The sequence below is a fragment of the Duganella sp. GW821-FHT01E12 genome (assembly GCF_059422325.1).
In genome coordinates, this window is sequence record NZ_JBWKWR010000013.1 from 147,250 (window position 1) to 169,065 (window position 21,816).

18 protein-coding genes and 1 pseudogene are annotated in these 21,816 nt (G+C 69.3%); 7 read left to right on the forward strand and 12 right to left on the reverse strand.

The window, feature by feature from the left end:
- Position 1: 1 nt before the first annotated feature.
- Entirely contained in the window at positions 2-1,795 is a 1,794-nt protein-coding gene (locus tag AC07WS_RS26905) for a bifunctional alpha/beta hydrolase/class I SAM-dependent methyltransferase (protein WP_494732017.1), read from the forward strand.
- Here AC07WS_RS26905 and AC07WS_RS26910 read toward each other — a convergent pair.
- Together AC07WS_RS26910 and AC07WS_RS26915 are read right to left on the reverse strand one after the other, a co-directional pair.
- Entirely contained in the window at positions 1,746-2,357 is a 612-nt protein-coding gene (locus AC07WS_RS26910) for a CDP-alcohol phosphatidyltransferase family protein (RefSeq protein ID WP_494732018.1), read from the reverse strand. The genes AC07WS_RS26905 and AC07WS_RS26910 overlap by 50 nt on opposite strands.
- Positions 2,357-3,532: a phosphatase PAP2 family protein gene (locus AC07WS_RS26915; RefSeq protein ID WP_494732019.1), complete on the reverse strand. Its 1,176-nt coding sequence runs from the start codon at positions 3,530-3,532 to the stop codon at positions 2,357-2,359. The genes AC07WS_RS26910 and AC07WS_RS26915 overlap by 1 nt, the downstream gene beginning before the upstream one ends.
- A gap of 89 nt (positions 3,533-3,621) precedes the next feature.
- On the opposite strand from AC07WS_RS26915, the gene AC07WS_RS26920 reads away from it, so the two are divergent.
- The 6 genes from AC07WS_RS26920 (at position 3,622) to AC07WS_RS26945 (ending at position 10,494) form a co-directional block, all read left to right on the forward strand.
- Positions 3,622-4,728, forward strand: a complete 1,107-nt coding sequence (locus AC07WS_RS26920; protein WP_494732020.1) for a patatin-like phospholipase domain-containing protein — start codon at positions 3,622-3,624, stop codon at positions 4,726-4,728.
- A complete protein-coding gene (locus AC07WS_RS26925; protein ID WP_494732021.1) occupies positions 4,725-5,456 on the forward strand; it encodes an SDR family NAD(P)-dependent oxidoreductase in 732 nt (243 codons plus the stop codon). Before AC07WS_RS26920 ends, AC07WS_RS26925 begins: the two co-directional genes overlap by 4 nt.
- A gap of 213 nt (positions 5,457-5,669) precedes the next feature.
- Complete coding sequence (locus tag AC07WS_RS26930; RefSeq protein ID WP_494732022.1) at positions 5,670-7,484, forward strand: glycoside hydrolase family 16 protein; 1,815 nt, start codon at positions 5,670-5,672, stop codon at positions 7,482-7,484.
- Between the two features lie 218 nt (positions 7,485-7,702).
- The gene (locus tag AC07WS_RS26935) at positions 7,703-8,893 is read left to right on the forward strand and encodes an acyl-CoA dehydrogenase family protein (protein WP_494732023.1); all 1,191 of its coding nucleotides are present in this window, start codon (positions 7,703-7,705) and stop codon (positions 8,891-8,893) included.
- A gap of 9 nt (positions 8,894-8,902) precedes the next feature.
- Positions 8,903-10,042 (forward strand): acyl-CoA dehydrogenase family protein, encoded by a 1,140-nt coding sequence (locus AC07WS_RS26940; RefSeq protein WP_494732024.1) that lies wholly within the window; start codon positions 8,903-8,905, stop codon positions 10,040-10,042.
- The gene (locus AC07WS_RS26945) at positions 10,042-10,494 is read left to right on the forward strand and encodes a MaoC family dehydratase (RefSeq protein ID WP_494732025.1); all 453 of its coding nucleotides are present in this window, start codon (positions 10,042-10,044) and stop codon (positions 10,492-10,494) included. Before AC07WS_RS26940 ends, AC07WS_RS26945 begins: the two co-directional genes overlap by 1 nt.
- A gap of 7 nt (positions 10,495-10,501) precedes the next feature.
- Here the strand turns inward: AC07WS_RS26945 and AC07WS_RS26950 are convergent, their stop codons facing one another.
- The 10 genes and pseudogenes from AC07WS_RS26950 to AC07WS_RS26995 form a co-directional block, all read right to left on the reverse strand.
- The gene (locus AC07WS_RS26950) at positions 10,502-11,437 is read right to left on the reverse strand and encodes a diguanylate cyclase domain-containing protein (RefSeq protein ID WP_494732026.1); all 936 of its coding nucleotides are present in this window, start codon (positions 11,435-11,437) and stop codon (positions 10,502-10,504) included.
- Positions 11,434-15,957: a PAS domain-containing protein gene (locus AC07WS_RS26955; protein WP_494732027.1), complete on the reverse strand. Its 4,524-nt coding sequence runs from the start codon at positions 15,955-15,957 to the stop codon at positions 11,434-11,436. Before AC07WS_RS26955 ends, AC07WS_RS26950 begins: the two co-directional genes overlap by 4 nt.
- 87 nt (positions 15,958-16,044) lie before the next feature.
- A complete protein-coding gene (locus AC07WS_RS26960; RefSeq protein WP_494732028.1) occupies positions 16,045-17,112 on the reverse strand; it encodes a phosphotransferase in 1,068 nt (355 codons plus the stop codon).
- A 120-nt stretch (positions 17,113-17,232) separates the two neighbouring features.
- Entirely contained in the window at positions 17,233-18,009 is a 777-nt protein-coding gene (gene blaOXA / locus AC07WS_RS26965; RefSeq protein ID WP_494732029.1) for a class D beta-lactamase, read from the reverse strand.
- Positions 18,009-18,563: a prepilin-type N-terminal cleavage/methylation domain-containing protein gene (locus AC07WS_RS26970; protein WP_494732030.1), complete on the reverse strand. Its 555-nt coding sequence runs from the start codon at positions 18,561-18,563 to the stop codon at positions 18,009-18,011. Before AC07WS_RS26970 ends, blaOXA begins: the two co-directional genes overlap by 1 nt.
- Positions 18,564-18,647: 84 nt before the next feature.
- Entirely contained in the window at positions 18,648-19,367 is a 720-nt protein-coding gene (locus AC07WS_RS26975) for a hypothetical protein (RefSeq protein WP_494732031.1), read from the reverse strand.
- A complete protein-coding gene (locus AC07WS_RS26980; protein ID WP_494732032.1) occupies positions 19,364-20,128 on the reverse strand; it encodes an ABC transporter permease in 765 nt (254 codons plus the stop codon). The genes AC07WS_RS26975 and AC07WS_RS26980 overlap by 4 nt, the downstream gene beginning before the upstream one ends.
- Positions 20,125-20,829 (reverse strand): type II secretion system protein, encoded by a 705-nt coding sequence (locus AC07WS_RS26985; RefSeq protein WP_494732033.1) that lies wholly within the window; start codon positions 20,827-20,829, stop codon positions 20,125-20,127. Before AC07WS_RS26985 ends, AC07WS_RS26980 begins: the two co-directional genes overlap by 4 nt.
- A gap of 4 nt (positions 20,830-20,833) precedes the next feature.
- The gene (locus AC07WS_RS26990; protein WP_494732034.1) at positions 20,834-21,553 is read right to left on the reverse strand and encodes a hypothetical protein; all 720 of its coding nucleotides are present in this window, start codon (positions 21,551-21,553) and stop codon (positions 20,834-20,836) included.
- Positions 21,543-21,816, reverse strand: a pseudogene (locus AC07WS_RS26995) (hypothetical protein); the annotation flags it as partial. The gene AC07WS_RS26990 and the pseudogene AC07WS_RS26995, both read right to left, overlap by 11 nt.

The following is a 21,816-nucleotide window of genomic DNA, read 5'->3' on the forward strand; positions in this document are numbered from 1 at the left end:
TATGAAAGCTGAACGCTCACTGGCATGGCGCACCACCGAATCCGGTTTCGACTGCAACGACGGCGTGCGCCTGTTCTACCGCGCCTGGCAGCCGCTGGCGCCGCGCCAGGACGGCCCGCAGCGCGCGCTGGTGTTCCTGCATCGCGGCCACGAACATTCGGGCCGCATCCAGCCGCTGGTCGAGCAGTTCGGCTACACGCAGGACTGGGCCTTCGCCTGGGACGCGCGCGGCCACGGCTACTCGCCCGGCGAGCGCGGCGACGCGCCCAGCTTCGAGGCGCTGGTCGAAGACTTCGACACCTTCATCGGCCACATCGCCGCTACCTACGGCATCGCGCCGGAGAACATCCTGGTGGTGGCCAACAGTGTCGGCGCGGTGATCGCCGCCACCTGGCTGCACGATTACGCGCCGCGCGTGCGCGGCGTCATCATGGCCGCCGCCGCGTTCGACATCAACCTGTATGTGCCGCTGGCTAAGCCGGCGCTGCGTTTCGCCCGCTGCTTCAAGCCGGATCTGTTCGTGACCAGCTACATCCGTCCCGGCATGCTGACCCATTCGGCGCAGGAGGCGGCCGCCTACGCCGCCGATCCGCTGATCGCCAAGGCCATCTCCGCCTGCGTGCTGCTAGGCCTGGCCGACACCGCGCGGCGCATCGTGCAGGACGCCGCCGCCATCGATACGCCGGTGCTGATGCTCACCGCCGGCAAGGACTACGTGGTCAAGGAAGGCCCGCAGCAGGACTTCTACCAGCGCCTGTCGTCGCCGTTGAAGCGCTACGTGCATCTGCCGGAAGCCTTCCACGCGCTGTTCTACGAGCAGGACACCAGCGTGGCGCTGGCGGCCAGCCGCGAGTTCGTCGAGCAGTGCTTCGAGCGCGCGCCGCTGGCGCCGTCGCACTATCTGAGCGCGGATCGCGACAGCCACAGCGCCCGCCAGTACGCGGCGCTGCAGGCGGGCCAGAGCTGCGGCCCGCTGACCAAGGCGTGGTTCGGCATGCAGCGCGTGATGCTGGGCATGATGGGGCCAGTCAGCAACGGCATGAAGATCGGTTTGCAGCACGGCTTCGATTCCGGCGCCTCGCTCGATTACGTGTATCGCAACCAGGCCGGCGGCCGCTTCCTGTTCGGTGGGATGATGGACCGCGGCTATCTGGACGCGGTGGGCTGGCGCGGCATCCGCCTGCGCAAGCGCCAGCTGCAGCAGATGCTGGGTGAGCGCATCGCCGCGCATCGCGGCACGGCGCCGCTGCGCATCCTGGACGTGGCGGCCGGCTCCGGACGCTACGTGCTGGAGACCATCAAGCGCTTCCAGGACCGCGATATCGAAGTCACGCTGCGCGACTACACCCAGCACAATCTCGATCAGGCGCGCGCGCTGGCGGATCAGTTGCAGCTGCAAGCCAAGGTCGATTACCAACTGCGCGACGCCTTCAGCGCCGGCAGCTACCGCGCGGAGGAGGGCGAGTACGACATCGTCATCGTCTCCGGGCTGTATGAGCTGTTCTGCGAGAACGCGCCGGTGGCGACTTCGTTGCAGGGCATCGCCAGCGTGCTGCGCGCCGGCGGCTACTTGATCTACACCGGTCAGCCATGGCACCCGCAGCTGGACATGATCGCGCTGACCTTGACCAGCCACCAGGGCAAGCCGTGGCAGATGCGCCCGCGTCCGCAGGCGGAGATGGATGGGCTGGTGGCGCATGCTGGCTGCCGCAAGATCGCCACCCGCATCGGACTGGAAGGGATCTTTACGGTGTCGCTGGCGCAGAAGCCCGCAGCGCCTGCCGCAGGCGATTGACGACCGTCCACGCGGACAGGGCGATCACCAGCGCCAGGACGCCGTTCATCAGCAGCGGGGCGGCGCCGTAGGCGATCAGCAGGCCGAGAAGGCCGAACCAGAAGGCGCGGTCGCTCTTGCCCATCGGGCCGTCGAAGCGGCGCGCCGCGCCCACGCTAAGCGCCAGCACGCCGGCGAATTCGGCCAGCAGCGCGGCCGCCACGGCCAGCACCACCAGCGGCGCGTGCAGCGCCAGCATGAAGGGCAGGTACAGCGCCACGTCCGACACCTGGTCGCAGATTTCGTTGAGCAGCGTGCCGAGGCGCGTCTTCTGGCCGGTGGCGTTGGCCAGCATGCCGTCGATGGCGTTGAGCGCCATGCGCAGCAGCAGGAACAGGGCCAAGCCGGCCCACAGGCCCGCGCGTTGCGGCTGCGTCGCCAGCGCCGCACCGTAGGCCACCGACAGCAGCATGGTCGCCAGCGTGATCTGGTTGGGTGTGACGCGGCAGCGCACCAGGGCGCGCATCAACGGTTGCAGCAGTTGCTGGAATTGCGGTTTCAGCTGGTAGATCGAAAAGCTCATTACGGGTATTGCTCCTTGTAGAGTTGGGCGATTTGGCGGCTGCGCCGGTAGCCCATGGCGCAGTGCAGGTAAATGGCGCGGCCTTGTGCCGCATGCGCGCGGATGGCGGCCAGGATGGGGCGGGCCGATTGCGCATCCGGCGCGTGCAGGTCGAGCAGCGGGAAGTGATGATAGCTGCGATGCCGCAGCGTGCGCGTCTCGCTCAATTCATTGGACAGGTCGATGACGGCGCAATCGGCCGGCAGTTGCGCGGCTTCGGCGTCGGTCAGGCGGCGGCCCACCCACAGCTTATCGCTGTGCCGCGTGAACGGCGGGCGGTGGCGCTCGTGCCAGCGCACCAGCTGCCATGTGAGCAGGTAGCCGCACAGGTAGGGCGCGTACATCGCCCAGATCCACAGCGGATAGCGGCCGTCGCGCTTGTGCAGGAAGGCGGCGTGGCGGCGATAGTAGGCGCGCGCCACCAGCAGCAGGCTGGCCGCCAGGTACAGCCACCACGGGCCGCCCAGCGCGAACCAGGCCAGCAGCGCCAGTCCCGCCAGCACGGTGTAGTAGAAGGCCACCGGCTTGCGCACGTCGCCGTCGGACGGCAGCAGGTGCAGCGCCAGCGCGCCCAGCGCGGCGCCGCCGGCCACGTCGAGCGCGTGGTGCTGGTAGGTGAACACGGTGCTGAGCGCGACCAGCATCAGCCACGCGGCCAGTGCGGCGCGCAGGAGCGCCGATGTGGTGGCGGTGCGCAGCGCGGCCCAGAAGATCAGGCAGTACGCCACGTGTAGCGACGGCAGCTGGTTGTAGGGCTGGTCCATCGCGGCCAGTTGCGCGAACAGCCAGGCGGGCAGCGCGTCGTCGACGGCGGGGCGGGGCAGCGAGAAGCGCAGCGGCCAGGCGGCGAAGATCAGGCAGGCGGCGATGGTGGCGAACGCGGTGCGGCGGCTCAATGCGGACAGCCCGGCGCGGTCGCGCACCAGCAGAAAACTCAGCACGAAGAACAGGCCGGACGTCATGTACGGCAGCACCATCCACGGCAGGAAGGGCAGCGCCGCTTCCCACGCCATCGCGACGTTGCCGACGTCATGCTGACGTTGCGCGAGGTGGTTGGTCAGCGGGTAGCAGATGCCGAACAGCGCGCCGTTGAGGGCAAGCTGGGTCAGGCGCTGCGGCGTGCTTGGCCGGTTCATTGTCTGGCTGTCCTTGTTGATAACGATGTAATTGAGGCATTATGTCACGCATGAGCAATGCAGCGCGAGACCCACGATATCAACGATGCATGGTGCTGGCCGGAGGCGGCTTCCGCTTCGGCTACTACCTCGGCATGCACGCGGCGGCCGTCGACGCGGGCCAGGAGCCGGACCTGCTGCTGGCCACCTGCGGCGGCGCGGTGGCCGGCGCCATCATCCGCAATCTGCCCGACAGCGCGGCGCGCAAGGCGTGGCTGGCGTCGCCGCAGATGTATGAATTTTTCCGCGGCCTGCGATCCGGCCCGCGCGCCACGCCGCTGCGCGCGCTGGCCAGCATCGCGCTGCGGCGGATGAACGGCGCGAGGGCTGCGCGTATTCCCGATCTGTTCAACGATTATCTGTTCGAGATTCCGCCGGTGCTGCCGCTGCCGCCCGAGCCAGTGAGCGTGGCCGCGACGGCGCCGCCTTCCGCATCGGCGACTGCGCCTGTCGGAGCTGGGCCGGCCCTGGCCATCGTCGGCGGTCGGCTGCTGTTCGGCGCCGGCGAAGCGGGCCAGATGCGGCAGGGCCGCGCCATCTATCGCGTTACACTGTTTGGCGATAAGCGTATCGCCACGCTGGCGGCCGGCCAACCATCCGCCATCGGCCGCGACGGCTGGACCGACGCCGTCGCGCACGACCTCGCGATCGACACCACGATGTCGCTGGCCGACGCGGCCCGCATCTCGATAGCCGACATGGTCTACTTCCGCTGTCAGTCCGCCGGCGGCGCGGACTACACCGGCGGCGCCATCGACCTGTTCCCGATTGAGCTGGCGCGCTGTCTCGCGCGCCACGTCAGCATGGAAATGAAGCAGTCCTACGACCAGCTGACGGCCGTTCCGGCCTTGCGTGCGGTGTTCGGCTTCGACGCCAATGCGCGCCTGCGCCATGTGCACGGCCAGCCGGCCGACGTCTGGATCGACACCTCCGACGTCAGCCGGTCCTTGCGCGGCACTGGTGTACAGAAGCGCATCGCGTGGCGCGCCAACCGCGTGCAGCTGGTGGCGCCGGCCACTTACGAACGCTACGCGGCCGACGTGGAAGCCCAATGGCAGTATGGCTACCGGCGCGCACAGGAAGCCTACGCGCTGGCCGCGCAAGGCCAACGCGCCGCGATGCGCAACGCAACCCGACATAACAAGGCAACAGCATGAACGTAATGATCATCGGCGGCACCAGCGGCATCGGCCTGGGACTGGCGCAGCACTACTGGCGGCAGGGAGCGCGCGTCGCCATCTGCGGGCGGCATCCGGACAAGCTGGAAGGCTCGCTGCTGCTGCGCGAGGACCGCGTCAGCGTGCACGCCTGCGACATCGCCGACCGCGCCGCCGTGGCGCGCACGGTGGCCGCGTTCGCGGAACTGGACCTGTTGATCGTCACCGCCGGCCAGTACACCGACGCCGCCGCCATCGCGCGCGATCCCGCCAGCACCTTGCCGGTGTTGCGCGTGAACGTGGGCGGCCTCGATCATGCCTTCAGCGCCGCCGCCGACGCGATGATGGCGCGCGGCGGGCGAGGGCAGCTGGTCGCGGTGGCGTCGATCGCCGGCTTGCAGCGGGACTATCCGGGCGGCTCGCTGTACAGTGCCAGCAAGCGCGCCGCCATCGCCATCTGCGACGCCTACCGCAAGGCGCTGGCGCCGTTCGGCATCGGCGTCACCGTGATCGTGCCAGGCTACGTCGACACGGCCCGCCTGCGCGAGTTGAACAACGGCGACGCCAGCGGCAAACCCTTCCTCATGCCGGAGCAGGAGGCGGTGCGGCGCATCGCAGCCGCCATCGAACGGCGCGACGAGCGCTGCGTCTTCCCGTGGCAGATGCATGCGCTGGTCGGCGTCTTCAACCGCTTGCCGGCCTTCCTCAAAAGCTTCCGCAAAAAGTAAGCACGCGCACGCTTGCGCATCTTCGTTGACAAAAAATATTAATAAGAATATATTTTGAGGACGAAATTGGAATCGTTTCCAATTTCGTTTGGCGACAGATTCCGGGCAAGCGGGCCGTGCCTCGTCCCATGCTCCTGACCGCAGACGGAATAGCGCGAACCGGACGCCCGTCCGGTTCGAATGTGGAAGTATGGATACGAGGAGACATACATTGTGAATAAACAGAAATTCGTTTTGTCCGCCGTGGCGGCCGGTATTCTGTCGGCGTACGGCCCGCACGTGTTTGCCAGCGTCACCAGTCCCGTCATCGGGCCGTTGCTGTGGTCCGAGGAGTTCAACGGCGCCGCGCTCAACACCACATTGTGGACGGCGGTGGACGGCAATGGCTGCCAGATCAACCTGTGCGGCTACGGCAACCAGGAACTGGAGTACTACAGCCCCAACAACGTCTCCATCGTCAACGTCCCGTTCGAGCCGAACACGCGGGCGCTGGCGCTGCGGGCGCAGAACCAGACGGTGGGCAGCAACGTCTTCACCTCGGGCAAGATCGGCTCCTTCGGCAAGGTGCAGGTGCAGTACGGCATGGTCGAGATCCGCATGGCCACGCCGCAGCTGGGTATAGGCTTGTGGCCGGCCGCGTGGATGCTGGGCGTCAGTCCGCAGGCGTGGCCGCGCAACGGCGAGATGGACATCGTCGAAATGGGCCACAAGACCAGCAGCCGCGCGGCGGCCGGCACGCCGACGCCGGCGATCGACAACTTCGTCGGCTCCAATGTCATCACCTGGCAGCAGGCCGCCTGCGTGCCGGGCAACGAGAGCTGCGCCGCCTCCACCGCGTGGCAGACCAAGAACTGGTACACGCCGAGCCAGTCTTTGGCCAACCGCTTCGTCATCTACCGGCTGTACTGGACCGACACGCAGATGCGCTTCACGGTGGTGGACAACGGCGTCGAGCACGACCTGTACGACAATCCGCTGCCGGTCAATTCGACCGCGCTGCAGGCGCCGTTCTACCTGCTGTTCAACCTGGCCGTGGGCGGCAACTTCACCGACGCCGCCACGCCGGGGCAGGTGACGGCGCCGCTGCCGGGCACCATGTATGTGGACTACGTGCGGGTGTATCAGCTGGACGGCAAGGGCACGGTCAAGCTGGGCAGCCAGAGCACGCCGGAGGTGGGCAAGTTCGGCGTCTTCACCGACAATACGCCGGTCAACAACAAGCTGGTGGCCGGGACCAGCTCCGACATCTTCGTGTGGAACAACGCCTCCGTCACGCAGGGCAACCTGCCGCCGTATGAGGGCAGCAACGTGATGGCGTGGAGCTTCAACACGCCGGGGCAGTGGTTCGGCGGCAGCGTCGAATCGCGCCAGGCGCGGGACATGAGCAACTTCCGCAACGGCACCATGAAACTGAAGATCAAGATCCCGGCCAACGTCGCCTTCACGGTGGGGGTGCAGGACACGTACACCAACCAGAACGCGGTCAAGTTCCCGGCCAACGCCACCACGTACGGCCTGGTGCGCAACGGCGACTGGGGCACGGCGACCATCCCGGTGGCCGACCTGGCCGGCAGCAAGATCGCCTTGCAGTCGATGCTGGACCTGTTCCAGATCGCCAGCGACGGCGCCGCGCTGCCGGGCTCGGCGTTCCAGATGGCGATCGACGACATCGTCTGGGATACCGGGGTGCCGACGCCGACGCCTACACCGACTCCAACGCCGACACCTACTCCAACGCCCACTCCGACTCCGACGCCAACTCCCACTCCGACACCGACGCCAGCCGCGCAGCAAACCAGCGCGACGATGCTGAAGTTCTCGCTCAACACCAGCAGCTGGGCGGACGTGCACTACACCGTCAACGCCGGCGGCCAGCTGAACGTGCGGATGACGCAGAGCGCCGGCACCAACAGCTACACCGCCAGCGGCCTGAAGATCGGCGACGTGGTCAACTACAGCTTCACCTACTGGGATACGGCGCATAACTACGCCGTCGACACCGCGCAGCAAAGCTACACGATGAAATAACCGTTGGGGGTCAAGTCTGACATTCGGACACGGCCTCTGCGGTAGGCGCCTGCCTACCGCAGAGGCCGTGTCCGAATGTCAGACTTGACCCCAATTTTCTTCATCGCAATTTTCATTCTGTCGCCCTGTAAAAATGCCACAATGCGTGGCGGGATATCGGGTACAATTATTTGAACGATCGTGCTTTTTTAGCGGGGTCATAAGAATATGGAGACAGCATGGATTTGAACTACACGGCGGCGGATCTGGCGTTCCGCGACGCGGCGCGCGCTTTCCTTGACGCTAACCTGCCCGGCGATCTGCAGAAGAAGGTTCGCAACCATCTGCGCCTGAGCCGCCAGGATTATGTGCGCTGGCATCAGATCGTCGCCAAACAGGGCTGGGCCGCGCCGGCCTGGCCGGTCGAGCACGGCGGCCCGGGCTGGAGCGCCACCCAGCGCCATATCTGGGAGGAAGAGTGCGCCCGCGCCGGCACGCCGCCCATCCTGCCGTTCGGCGTCAACATGGTGGCGCCGGTCATCATGGCCTTCGGTAACGAGGCGCAGAAGGCCCACTATCTGCCGCGCATCCTCAGCTGCGAGGATTGGTGGTGCCAGGGCTATTCCGAACCGGGCTCCGGTTCCGACCTGGCCTCGCTCAAGACCACCGCGGAACGCGCCGGCGACCATTACATCGTCAACGGCCAGAAGACCTGGACCACGCTGGCCCAGCACGCCGACATGATCTTCTGCCTGGTCCGCACCGACACCACCGTGCGCAAGCAGGAGGGCATCTCCTTCCTGCTGATCGACATGAAGACGCCGGGCATCACCGTGCGCCCCATCATCATGCTCGACGAGGACCACGAGGTGAACGAGGTCTTCTTCGACAACGTCAAGGTGCCGGTGCAGAACCTGATCGGCCAGGAGAACAAGGGCTGGACCTACGCCAAGTACCTGCTGGGCCACGAGCGCACCGGCATCGCCGCCGTCGGCCGCTCCAAGCGCGAGCTGCTGTTCCTGAAGAAGATCGCCTCCGAGCACTACAAGCACGGCAAGCCGCTGCTGCAGGACCCGGTCTACGCGGCCAAGGTGGCCAGCCTCGAGATCGAACTGATGGCGCTGGAGACCACGGTGCTGCGCGTGATCACGCGCGAGTCGCACGCGCCGGGCCCGGAGGCCTCGCTGCTGAAGGTGCGCGGCTCGGAGATCCAGCAGCTGCTCACCGAGCTGATGGTCGAGGCGCTGGGCCCGGACGCGCTGCCCTTCGACACCGACTACCTCGAAGGCAAGGCCGACCACGCGGTGACAGGCGACGACGCCGCCGCGCCGCTGGCCGGCTACTACTTCAATTTCCGCAAGACGTCGATCTACGGCGGTTCGAACGAGATTCAGAAAAACATCATCACCCAGATGATCCTGGGACTGTAAGGGGCAGCGATGGACTTTAATTTGAAAGAAGAACAGCAGCAGTTCGCCGATGCCCTGCGCCGCTGGATCGACAAGGACTACGGCTTCGATGTGCGCCATCGCATCGTGCATTCGCACAGCGGCGTCTCGGACGTGGCCTGGAACACGCTGGTGGAACTGGGCATGACGGCGCTGCCGGTGCCCGAGGAGCAGGGTGGCTTCAACGGCAGCGCGGTCGACCTGTGGGTGGTGATGCAGGAGCTCGGCCGCGGCCTGGTGGTCGAGCCGTATTTCGCCACCGTGTGGGGCGCGCAGTTCCTCAAGCTGGCCGGCAACCAGCACCGCCTGCTGGAGGAGGTGGCCAGCGGCGAGCTGAAACTGGCTTGCGCGCTGGGCGAGAAGCATGCGCGCCATGAGCTGTCGGACGTCAAGACCATCGCCAGCATCAACGGCGAGGGCTACCGCATCGACGGCAGCAAGACCGTGGTGATCCACGGCGCCCAGGCCGGCGCGCTGATCGTGTCGGCGCGCAGCGCCGGCGCCCAGCGCGACACCAACGGCATCAGCCTGTTCGTGGTGCCGGCCGACACGCCGGGCGTGACCGTGCGCGACTACCGCACCATCGACGGCCAGCGCGCCGCCACCGTGCAGTTCAGCCATGTGGCGGTGCCGGCCTCGGCGCTGCTGGGCAAGCTGGGCGGCGGCTGGGACATGCTCGACGAGGCGGCCGACTACGGCGCCAGCCTGCTGTGCGCGGAGGCGGTGGGCGCGATGGACGCGCTGTTCGCCGCCACGCTGGACTACCTCAAAACCCGCAAGCAGTTCGGCACGCCGATCGGCGGCTTCCAGGCGCTGCAGCACCGCATGGCCGACATGTACATCCATCTGGAGCAGGCCCGTTCGATGGCGATGCTGGCCGCGGCCCGCATGTCCTGCGGCGACGCCGAGGAGCGCCGGCGCGTGGTGTCGGCGGCCAAGGTGCGGGTGGGGCAGGCGTCCAAGTTCCTCGGCCAGCAGGCGGTGCAGCTGCACGGCGGCATGGGCGTGACCGACGAGCTGCCGGCCGCGCACCACTTCAAGCGCCTGGCGATCATCGAGCTGACCCTGGGCGACGTCGACCACCACCTGGAGCGCTTCATCGCCCAGCGCGGCTTCCAGCAGCACAGCTGATGCGCAGCTTCGCCAACCTGGCGGCCATGAAGGCCGAGATCGGCAACGAGGTGGCGGTGTCGGACTGGGTGGAGATCACCCAGCAGCGCATCGACCTGTTCGCCGACGCCACCGGCGACCACCAGTGGATCCACACCGACGCCGAACGGGCCGCGCGCGAGTCGCCCTATGGCGCGACGGTGGCGCACGGCTTCCTGACGCTGGCGCTGCTGCCGGCGCTGCTGGTGAACGCGCTGCACATGGTGGACATGACGATGGGCCTGAACTACGGCCTGAACAAGGTGCGCTTTCCGGCCCCGGTGCCGGTCGGCAGCCGGCTGCGGGCCCGCCTGACCATCGCCGCCATCGACGACATCGCCGGCGGCGCCCAGATCCTGTGGGGCGTGGTGATCGAAAGGGAGGGCGGCGACAAGCCGGTCTGCGTCGCCGAATTCGTCATGCGGCGCTACTGAGGCCGCATCAGGCCGGGCCGCCGATCTCGGCCTTGAAGTAGCGGTTGCGGCCGTCCTGCTTGGCGCGGTACAGCTGGTTGTCGGCCATGCGGATCAGGGCGTTGCTGTCGAGGTTGTCCAGCGGCGGCAGCGCCGTGCACACGCCCAGGCTGACCGACACGAACGGCGCGGTCGGCGCGGCCGCGTGCGGGATCGCCAGCGCCCGCACCTCGTCCAGGATGCGGCGCGCCACCACCTCGGCGCCCAGCGCCGCCTCCTGCGGCAACAGCAGGATGAATTCCTCGCCGCCGTAGCGCGCCAGCAGGTCCTGCGGGCGCGAGGCGCAGCGCGCCATCGCCGCGCTCACCTGCTGCAGGCACTGGTCGCCGGCCTGGTGGCCGTAATGATCGTTGTAGAGCTTGAAGTGGTCGACGTCGATCATGATCACCGACACCGGCAGGCCGGTGCGCGCGCAACGGCGCCATTCGGCGTCCAGCGCGTCGTTGAAGCTGCGGCGGTTGGCCACGCCGGTCAGGCCGTCGGTCAGGCTCAGTTCGCGCATGGCGTCGGCCTGGCGCTTGATGGTCAGCTGGCTGCGCACGCGGGCGCGCACCACGGCCACGTTGAAGGGCTTGCTGATGAAGTCGACCGCGCCCGCTTCCAGCGCGCGCGTCTCGTCTTCAGGCTGGTTGAGCGCGGTGACGAAGATGACCGGGATGTCCTGCAGGCGCGGCGAGTTCTGCAACGCCGCGCACACCGCGTAGCCGTCCATGCCTGGCATGACCGCGTCCAGCAGGATCAGGTCGGGCTGCTGCTCGAGCGCCAGCTCCAGCGCCTTTTCGCCGTCCAGCGCGAACAGCACTTCATGCTCGTCGCGCAGGGCGTGATGCAGGATCTGGATGTTTTCCATGGCGTCGTCGACCACGAGTATCCGCCCGTTCCTGGCCAGGTTGGTCCAACTCATGCGCTGTCCTTTCGATGCAACATATCCGCCACTATTTTTTGCGCCGCCGTGAAATTCAGCGTCTCCACCGCCTCCGCCAGCGCGCCCTGCTGCGCGCCGCCCGCCAGCGCCGGGCGCAGCGCCCGGAACACTTCCAAGGCTTTCAGGTTGTTATTCTGAAGCAAACACTGTAACTCCGCCAGCTTTTGCGGCAAGTCGTGCACCGGTAAGTTGTCATCGGGAATCGTGTCTGGCGGGACTGACAACTGGCGGACGTCGGCGACCAGCCGCTGCAAGGCCTGCTCCAGCAGATCCAGCGCGGCGTCCAGCGCGCCCGGGTCCGGCTGGTCCTGGTGCAGGGCCGCTTCGGCGCTCGCGCTCAGGCCGGCGACCTGGGTCGCGCCCAGGTTGGCCGCCACGCCGCGCAGGCGGTGCAGGCTTTGCGCGGCCTGCTGGCGCTGGCCGGCCGCCAGTTGCGCCCGGACCTCGGCCACGGTGCCGCCCTGCGATTGTTCGAAACGCTTGAACAGCGCCACCAGCGCCTCGCGGTTGCCGCCCAGCCGGGCCAGCGCGGCCCCGGTGTCGACGCCGGGCAGCGGCGGCAGGCCGGCCGCCGCGGCGGTCGGCGCGCCGGCCGCTGGCGCCGCTGCCGGCGAGGGCGCGGGCTGGCCGTGCACCAGCCGGGTCAGCACGTCGATCATTTCCTCGACGTCGATCGGCTTGGCCACGTGGGCGTTCATGCCGGCCTGGTCGGCGCGGCGGCGGTCGTCCTCCATCACGTTGGCGGTCATGGCGACGATGGGCAGCCGGGCCAGCGGGCCGCCGGCGGCGCGGATCGCGGCCGTGGCGTCGTAGCCGTTGAGCACCGGCATCTGCACATCCATCAGCACCAGGTCGCAGCGCTGCGGGTCGGCGCGCAGCAGGTCGACCGCCAGCTGGCCGTTGGCCACCGTCTCGACCGTGGCGCCCGCGTGCGCCAGCATGAATTGCGCCACTTCCTGGTTGATCTCATTGTCTTCCACTAGCAGGATGCGCATGCCGTTCAGCCGTCCGTCCAGCGGCCCGCGCTCGCCCGGGGGCGCGTCGCGGTGGCCGCCGGCCAGCAGCGCGGACACTTGTTCCAGCAGGCGCGCGGGGAAGAAGGGCTTGGCCAGCACGCCGGCCACGCCCAGGCTGTCCGCCAGTCCGGGCTGGGTGGCGGCGAGGTGCTCGGGCGCCATCAGCAGCACCGGTGGCAGCGCCAGGCCGGCGCGCAGCCGGGCCAGCACGCTGGCGGCGTCGCCGTCCGGCATGTCGCGATCCAGCAACAGCAGGTCGTAGGGCCGGCCCTGGCGCTCGCGCTGGCGCAGCATTTCCAGGGCGGCGGCGGCGTCGGCGGCGCAGCTGGCGACCCAGCCCAGGTGGTTGCAGGCCAGTTGCAGCGCCAGGCTGGCGCTGGCGTTGTCGTCGACGATCAGCAGCGTCAGGCCGGCGGCGCCGGGCGGCGGCGTCGGCGCGGCCAGCGGCGCGCCGCACTCGAACGGGCAGCTGAACAGGAATTCCGATCCGGCGCCCGGCGCGCTGCTGACGGCGATGGCGCCGCCCATCATGTCGGCCAGCTGGCGGCAGATCGCCAGGCCCAGGCCGGCGCCGCCGAACTGGCGGCTGCTGCTGCCGTCGGCCTGCGCGAAGGCGTCGAAGATGCGGGCCTGCTGCGCGGCCGGGATGCCGATGCCGGTGTCGCGCACGCGGAACTCCAGCAGCATGGCGCGCTGGCCGGGCCGGCCGGCGCCGGGCGCGGCCCGCACCTGCAACACCACCTCGCCGCGCTCGGTGAACTTGACGGCGTTGCCGATCAGGTTGAGCAGCACCTGCTGCAGCCGCATCGGGTCGCCCGACAGCTCGGCCGGCAGGCGCGGGTCGATGTCGTAGACCAGCTCGATGCCCTTGTCGCAGGCGCTGCCGCTGACCAGCACGCTGATGCCGTCGAGGATGCGCTCCAGGCTGAAGGCGGCGTGCTCGAGCACCAGCTGGCCGGCCTCGATCAGCGAAAAGTCCAGCACGTCGTTGACCAGGCCCAGCAGCGATTGCGTGGCCAGCTGGATCTTGTCCAGATGGCCCCGTTCGCGCGGCGCCAGCGGGGCCGCCTCCAGCAGGCGGGCCAGGCCGATGATGGCGTTCATCGGCGTGCGGATCTCGTGGCTCATATTGGCCAGGAACTCGCTCTTGGCGCGGCTGGCGGCCTCGGCCCGGTCGCGCGCCAGCACCAGTTCCTCGTTCAGTTCCTGCAGGTGCAGCTCGGTTTCCTTGAGCTCGGTCACGTCGGACACCAGCACGAAGAAGCCGCGCACCGCGCCGCGGCCGTCGATGTCCGGGATGTAGTTGACCCAGGTGTGGCTGACCTCGCCCGAGGGCCAGCGCAGCTGGTCGGCGAACGCCTGCGGCTGGCCGGCCAGCGCGCCCCGCACATACGGCGCGCACACGGCGTACGGCGCCTCGCCCAGCACCTCGGGCATCGAGGCGTCCAGCATCTGCGCGCTGTCGCGGCCATGCCAGTCGAGGAAGTAGCGGTTGGCGAAGCGGCAGCGCAGGCCGGCGTCCCAGTAGGCCACCATGCCAGGCAGGTTGTCGGCCACGGTGCGCACGAAGTGCTCGCTTTGCGCCAGCTTGGCCACGGTGGCGCGCAGCGCCTCCTTGGCTTCCTTGCGCTCGGTGATGTCGAGCGAAATGCCCAGCACGTGCGTGGCGGCGCCGTGCTCGTCGCGCAGGGCCACCTTGCGGGTGGTGACGTAGCGGGTGCGGCCGTCGGCATTGGTGACCGGCTCCTCGGCGATCTCGGCCACCTCGCCGGGCGGCGCGGCCAGCACCCGGCGGTCGGCCTCGGCGAAGCTGTCGGCCTGCGCGGCCGGCACGAAGTCGTAATCGTTCTTGCCGATGAATTCCTCGCCGCCGGCGCGCCCGAACATCTGCGCGCCGTAGCGGTTGAACATGTCGTAGCGCAGGTCGGCCGCGCGCTTGAGGAAGATCATCGCCGGCATGTTTTCCAGCACCGAGCTCATCAACTGGCGCGAGCGCCGCAATTCCGCCTCCGTGCGCTTCAGTTCGCTCACGTCCATCAGCAGCGCGGTGATGCCGGCGATGCGGCCGTCGGTGCCGAACTGCGGATAGTAGCTCAGCACCCAATGGCACAGCTGGTCGGGCGAGGAGGCCGGATGGCCCGAGCGCTGCAGGCCGGTCAGCGGCCGTCCGCTGTCGAGCACGGTGCGGTAGTCGGCCAGCACGCCGCGCCGCACGGCGTCGTCGGCGATCATCTCGCCGACGTGGCGGCCCAGGTGGGCGCCGACCGGCTGGTCGTTGAGGGCGGCCAGGTAGTCGTTCAGGCGGACGAAGCGCAGCTGGCTGTCGACATAGCTGAGGCCGACTGGCGCGGTGGCGTACAGGGTTTCCAGCTGGGCCCGGCTTTTTTCCAGCTGGGCGGTGCGCTCGTCCACCAGTTGTTCGAGCTGGGTCCTGTTGCGGCGCAGGTCCGCTTCCAGCGCGCGCAAGGCCAGGCCGACCTCGCCGGCTTCGCGGAAGGTGGCCGCGCCCAGCGCGAGCGGGCTGCCGGCGGCCAGCGCCTGGGCCGGCCCGACCAGCTCGCGCACCGAGCGGGCGATGCGGCCGCCGACCCACCAGGCCAGTGAAAAGCCGGCCAGCAGCAGCGCCGTCATGGCTAGCGAGATGGTGGTGACGGCGTCCAGCAGCTCCCGCAGCGCCTGGTCCTGCGGGGTGGCGATGGCGACGATGGCGCGGCTCACCGGCGAGCGGCTGAAGGCCAGGTAGATCGGCGTGCCGTCGGCCGCCGTGGTGGCCAGCAGGGCGTCGCCGGTGGCGCGCAACTGCGCCCGCAGCGCGGCCTCGGCCGGCGCGCCCAGCAGCTGGCGCGAACTGCCGGCCTGGGTCACCATCACGCCTTCGCTGTCGAACAGCGACATGGCCTGGTGGCGGCCGATGTTTTCGTCGCGCAGGATGTTGGCCAGGCGCTCCGGCTTGAGCAGCGCGGTCAGGGCGTAGGCCAGGCGGCGCTCGACCCGCACCGGCACGTCGATCGCCAGCTGCGCGTTGGCGCCGCTGCCGACCAGCGACAGTTGCGCCTGGCCGTGGCCGTACAGCGGCACCAGCCGGCGCCGGTTGTCGGCGGCCCCCAGCGCGGCCGGCAGCGGCGCGCCGGCCTGCAGCACGATCTTGCCGGAGGCGTCGCTGAGCAGGAATTGGGCGGCCGGGAATTGCGGGCCGAGCAGGGCGGCGGCCTGGCCGCGCAGCGCCTCCAGGTCGCCGCTGCGCAGGCTGGGCGAGCCGGCCAGCGCGCGCGCCGCGCTCTCGCCCTGCAGCAGGTCGCGGTCGACGGCGGCGGCCACCAGGCGGGCCGCCTGGCCGGTGTCCTCCATCAGCGTATCGCGTTCGCGCTGGTAGAACCGGGCCACCACGGCGCCGAAGCCGATCACCGTCGGCAGCGCGCAGGCCAGCACCAGCAGCGCGATCTGCGAGCGGATGGATGGCAGGCGGCGTGTCGGTGCTGGCACGTGGTGGACCTCGGCGGTGATGCGCTATCGGGCAGGCAGCACGATAGTAGCCGAGACTGGCCGTTTCAGAAAGCGATTTTGTCTATGTCAGATGGGCTTGCCGCAGGCGTAGCTCCAGCCCAGTTCGGCCATCGGACGCGCCATGCGGCCCGACTCCAGCGCCTGGGCGCTGGCCGCCGTGCCGTCGACGTAGCGCTTCATGATGCCTTGCATGATGCTGGCCAGGCGGAACATATTGAAGGCCAGGTAGAAGTTGAAATCCTCCAGCCGGATGGTCTTGCCGGTGCGCTCGGCGTAGCGGGCGATGTATTCCTGCTGCGAGGGGATGCCCAGCGCCGCCAGGTCCAGCCCGGCGATGCCGCGGAACTGGCCGGGCGCGATGTGCCAGCTCATGCAGTGGTAGGAAAAGTCGGCGAACGGGTGGCCCAGCGTCGACAGCTCCCAGTCCAGCACGGCCAGGATGCGCGGCTCGGTCGGGTGGAACAGCAGGTTGTCGAGGCGGAAGTCGCCGTGCACGATGGAGGTGTCCTCACCCGGCGGAATATGGGCCGGCAGCCAGGCGATCAGCTGGTCCATCGCCTCGATGGTCTCGGTCTGCGAGGCCAGGTATTGCTTGCTCCAGCGCTCGATCTGGCGCGCGAAATAATTGCCCGGCTTGCCGTAGTCGGCCAGGCCGATGGCGGCGTAGTCCACCGTGTGCAGCTGGGCGATCACGCGGTTCATCTCGTCGTAGATGGCGGCCCGCTCGGCCGGCGTCATGCCGGGCAGGGCCTGGTCCCACAGCACCCGGCCCTCGACGAACTCCATCACGTAGAAGGCGCGGCCGATCACCGCCTCGTCGGTGCACAGCGCGTACTGGCGCGCGGCCGGAAAGCCATGCTTGCTCAGCGCGTCCATCACGCGGTACTCGCGCTCGATCGCGTGCGCCGACGGCAGCAGCTTGGCGGCCGGCGCCGGCTTGGTGCGCAGCACGTAGTGCCGGCCGCCGATGCTGAGCTTGTAGGTGGGGTTGGACTGGCCGCCCTTGAACTGCTCCACCGCCAGCGTGCCGTCCGGGTAGCCGGCCACGTGCTGGCGCAGATAGGCGTCCAGCGCCGCCACGTCGAACTGGTGGCGCGCCGACACCGCCTTGGTGCCGATGAATTCTTCGAACATGCTGTCTCCCGCTGTTGTGAGTATCAGCTATTCTAGACCAATAAAAGTACGTGCGTGCTTTTTATTTTTCAACTGGCTGCGGCGCCGCCGCGGGGCCAGCCCGGCACGGGCCGCTGGGGCTTATCGCTTGAGCAGCGCCGGGATCTCTTGCAGGAATTGTTCGCCGGCGCGGATGCCGGTCGGCGTCGGGTTGTCGTCGTCGCCGGGGCCGTCCTGGATCAGGCGGGCGAAGGTGCGCGTCTTGCCGCCTTGGAGCGCCCAGCCCACGTACCAGCCGTAGCCGCCGGCGCCGCCCACCTTGGCGTGCACTTCCCAGCCGCCGGGACGCTGGTCGGCCAGCAGCAGCGCCGCCGTCATATCGTAGGCGCGGGCGCTGACCGGCAACTGGCGCCGCACGATCTTGCGCACAAAGGCCAGCTGCTCGCGCGGAGAAATGCGCAGCGAAGAGTTGATCCACGATTTCGTCAGGCCATTGTCCTGGCCGGGGTCGCCCGCCACATCCTGGTTGCCGTAATCGAAAGCTTGCACGTAACGCTGGAAGCGCTGCGCGCCCAGCGCCTTGACGGTCTGCTGCGAGTACCAGATCACCGAATACCTCATCCAGCGGCTGGGATCGGTCGTCTGCTTCCAGCTGTCGCGCCAGTCGACATAGCCGGGCAGGAAGGGTAGCGCGGGCGTGTGCACGTCCCGCAGCACGCCGGCGTCGTAGCCCATCAGGCTGATGGCGATCTTGAAGGTGGAGGCGGGCGTGACGCGGGTGGCGCAATCGCCCTGTTCCAGCAGCACGGCGCCGCTGTCGGCGTCGGCCACCAGGGTGCACACGGTTTTTGCCCGGGCCGGCAGCGCGGCCAGGGCCAGCAGGCCGGCGCCCGCCAGCAGCCGGGACAGCCGCCGCATCAGAAGAACAGGGCGGTGCGCTGGATGACCGTGCCGTTGTTGGTGTAGGCGGCGGTGGCGCGCACCGAGCCGGTGTTGTATTTGCCGTCGTCCAGTTTGCTGTCGACCTGTTCGGCGAACGAGTCCGGCAGGTTGTCGAGGCGGATGCCGTTGCCGCCGCGCCCGCCCACCACGTCGTTGTAGATGTAGACCGCGCCGCCCTGCGCGCTGGTCATGAAGTCGGTGGTGCCGTTGAACGAACCGGTGATGAAGCCGGCCAGCGCCAGGTGCTGCGGCGCCAGCTGGTATTCGGCGATCTGGCCGTCGCCGTTGCCGTTGCCGGTGGCGCCGGGCGCGTGCGTGGTGGCTTGCGGATCGTCGCCGGGCAGGGCGTGGAACTTGTCCTGGTAGGAGTTGACCGCCGCCGACAGCGCGTTCGATTGCTGGATGATATTCTTGACCTTGGCGCTGTCGATCAGCCCCTGTCCTTTCAGCACGCCGCCCAGCAGCAGGCCGATGATGACCAGGACTATCGCAATCTCAACCAGGGTGAAGCCGCGTTGGGCTCGCTGCATGGGGCATCCTTTCGTAACGGGTGTCGGCGGCGCAAAGACCTTGCGCTCCATAGACGCCATGATAGACGGAAAGTGCCGTGCCGCCTAGCGCTGCGGATGAGCCGGCGGCGGCAGGCTTTGCAGCCGCTGCTCGAGGAAGCGCAGCTCGTTGGCGTCGGTGATCTGGCCGCTCGACAGCAGCGCGCCGATCAGCGCCCGCGTGGCGTCGGCCTGGTCCATGTCCTCCAGCACGAACAGCTCCAGCTCGCGCGCCCAGGCCGGCACCTGCGGGCCGGTGGCGCGCAGCCGTATCGCCTGCGCATAGCGGCGCGCCAGCGGCAGGTCGTGCAGCCGGTGCTGCGCCACCACGGCCGCGTGCGCCAGCCACGGCCAGCGCCGGTTCGGGTCGTCGCCGAAGCGCTGGTAGACCAGCTCCAGCATCTGCCGCACCCGCGCCGGATCGCCGACCGCGCCGTACACCTCGCTGGCGGCCAGCAGCGGATACTGGCTGCGCGGATCGAGCTCCAGCACCCGCTCCAGCCACTGGCGGATGCGGCCGTAGTCCAGCTCGCGCCAGGCGATGGCGACGCCGGCCTGGTCGTCGTGGCCCTGCACATACAGCATCAGCAGGCGCGACAGCGCCAACGGATCGCCCAGGCTGGCCAGTTGCAGCGCGGCCGGGGACGGCGCCGGCGGCAGCGCCTCGGCCCGCGCACGCGGCGGCGGCCGGCCGGCCTGCCAGCCCAGCTGCAAGGCCAGCGCCGCCGCCAGCAGCAGGCGCACGGCCGGCGGCACCGACGACAGCGGGCGGGCCGGCGTGTTCACAGATTCTTCCGGTACAGGTCGAACAGCGCGGCGGCCGTCAGCAGGCCGACCGCCAGCGCGGTTTGCGCCGCCACGTTGGCCAGGTCGGCCAGCGTGCCGGTGTGGTACAGCAGCCACTCGGTGCGGGTGTAGGCGTCCAGATGCGGCAGCAGCAGCGCCAGCGCGTCGATGCCATGCGTCAGCCAGCGCTGGCCGGCGTCGGCCTGGGCGGCGCCGGCGTGGCCCAGCAGCTGCAGGGTGCCCAGCACGCGCGCCAGCAGGTAGAAGGCGCCGGCCGCGCTCAGCGCCGGCAGCGTCTGGCTCAGGGTCAGCGAGCACAGCAGGCTGAAGGCTGCCACGATCCACAGCTCGCCCAGCAGCGAGGCCGCCCACAGCGCCGCCTGGTCCGGCGGCGCGAAGGCCAGCGCCACCGCGCCGAACAGCAGCGCCGGCAGCAGCGCCAGCGCGCCGAAGCCGGCCAGCTTGCCGAGCACATACGCGGCGCGCGGCAGGGCCAGCGCCAGCAGCAGTTCGGCGCCCTTGTCGGCCGCCTCGCGCGCCATGCTGCTGACGACGAAGGTGGCGATCAGGAACACCGCAGCCAGCCGCAGCACCGCCGCCAGCAGGGCCGCCTGCAGTTGGCGGCTCTCGGTCAGGGCCAGCTGGCCGAGGAAGCCGCCGGCGCACACGGCCGCCGCCAGCACCAGCAACAGCAGCCACAGCAGGCGGTTGCGCAGCGCCTCCAGCAGCGTGTAGCGGGCGATGACCAGGACGGCTGTCATTGGATCTTCTGCAGCGTGACCATGCGGTTGAACAGGATGTTGGGCGACAGCCAGACCACGAGGTCGTCGTAGGCGCCGCCCGGCGCGGTGGCGCTGTCGCTGGCGTAGCGGCTGACGAACTGGGTGTCCGAGCCGGCGTTGAGCTGCTCGTCGCTGTTGCTGGTGGAGGCGTTGGCGATCAGGCCGCCCAGCTCGTTGCTGCCGCCGTAGCCGTTCTTGCCGTGCGAGACGATCACCGCCGGAATGTCGTTGACGGCGGTGGCCGCCACCAGCTGGCCGCTGGCGTCGCGGGTGGCGACGGTGATGTCGCGCGCCGTGCTCAGGTTGAACAGTACGCCGCTGTCGCTGAAGGCCGGCGTGACGCTGTAGCGGAACAGATGGTTCCAGGCGTCGAGCTTGCCCAGTCCCAGCGTGGCCCACGGCAGAAAGCCGCTGCGGCGCCCGTCCGCGCAGCGGTTGCCCTGGCGCGCCTCCAGGCCGTTGCTGGCCGAGATGGCCGGGCAGGGCAGGTAGCCGTTGCGCAGCGCGAAGCCGACCAGCGCCTCGCGCGCCTCCTCCATCGACTTCTGGGTTTCCGATATCTTGCGCTGCTCCAGCTGCATGCTCAGCGGCGTGACCAGGCCGCCTATCATCAGGCCGACGATGATCAGTACGATCGCGATTTCAACCAGCGTGAAGCCGGCTTGTCTGTGTTGGTTCATGGCGTCAAGGCAGGCGGTGGGCCGCCGCCATCTGTTTGTAAAGGGTGGACAGCGGCACGCTCAGCACCAGGTCGTCGAACGCGCCGCCGGGCGCGTTGGCGTCGCCGTTGGCGGCGCGGCTGACGAAATTCACGCTGGCGGCGGCGTTCGACTGCTCGTCGATGTTGCCGGCGTCGGTATTGGCCTGGGCCACGCCCTGGGTCGACACGCCGAAGTTGCTGCGCCCGTGAGACAGCAGCACCAGCGGCGCGCACTGGGCGCCCAGGTCGCAGCCGGACTGGCCGATGCGGTAGAACAGCTGGCCGTCGGCGCCGCGGTCCTGCACGGTCTTGGTGGCGACGGTCGAGATGCGCAGCACCGGCGCCTGGGTGTAGGCCGGCGTGACGCTGTAGCGCAGCAGCTTGCCCCAGGCGTCGGCGCCGTCCACGCCCAGCGTCACCCAGGGCAGGAAGCCGGTGCAGTCCTGCTCGGTGGCGCAGGCGGCCAGCGCCTCGTGGCCGTCCAGCGCCGAGGTGGCCGGACGCGGCAGGCGGCCATTGGTGGCGGCGAAGCCCAGCAGCGCCTCGCGCGCCTGCGCCAGCCGCGCCAGCGTCAGCTGGGTGCGGCGCAGCTGGGCGGTGTCGTGGTTGAGCGCGCTCACCAGCACCGCCGCCGCGCCGACGCTGGTCATGGCCAGCAGCAGCAACAGCGCCGCGCCGCGCTGGCGGCGCCGGCTAGCGGCCAATTTCCTGCACGCTGCCATTGGCGGGGTCGAAGCTCTGGCCGGGTTTCATGATCAGCTGGCGGCCGGACGACAGCCGCAGCGACACCGCCGGCCCCGGCCCGGCCTTGGCGCCGCCGGACTGCGGCACCTGGTTGAGCCAGACGGTGGTGCGGCCGCTGCTGCCGCGCAGCACGCCGCTCAGCAGCACGGCGGACGAGGCCGGCGGCGCGCCCGCCGCCGGCGCCGCGGCGGGCGCGGGTTGGGCCGGCTGCGCGGTCTGGGCG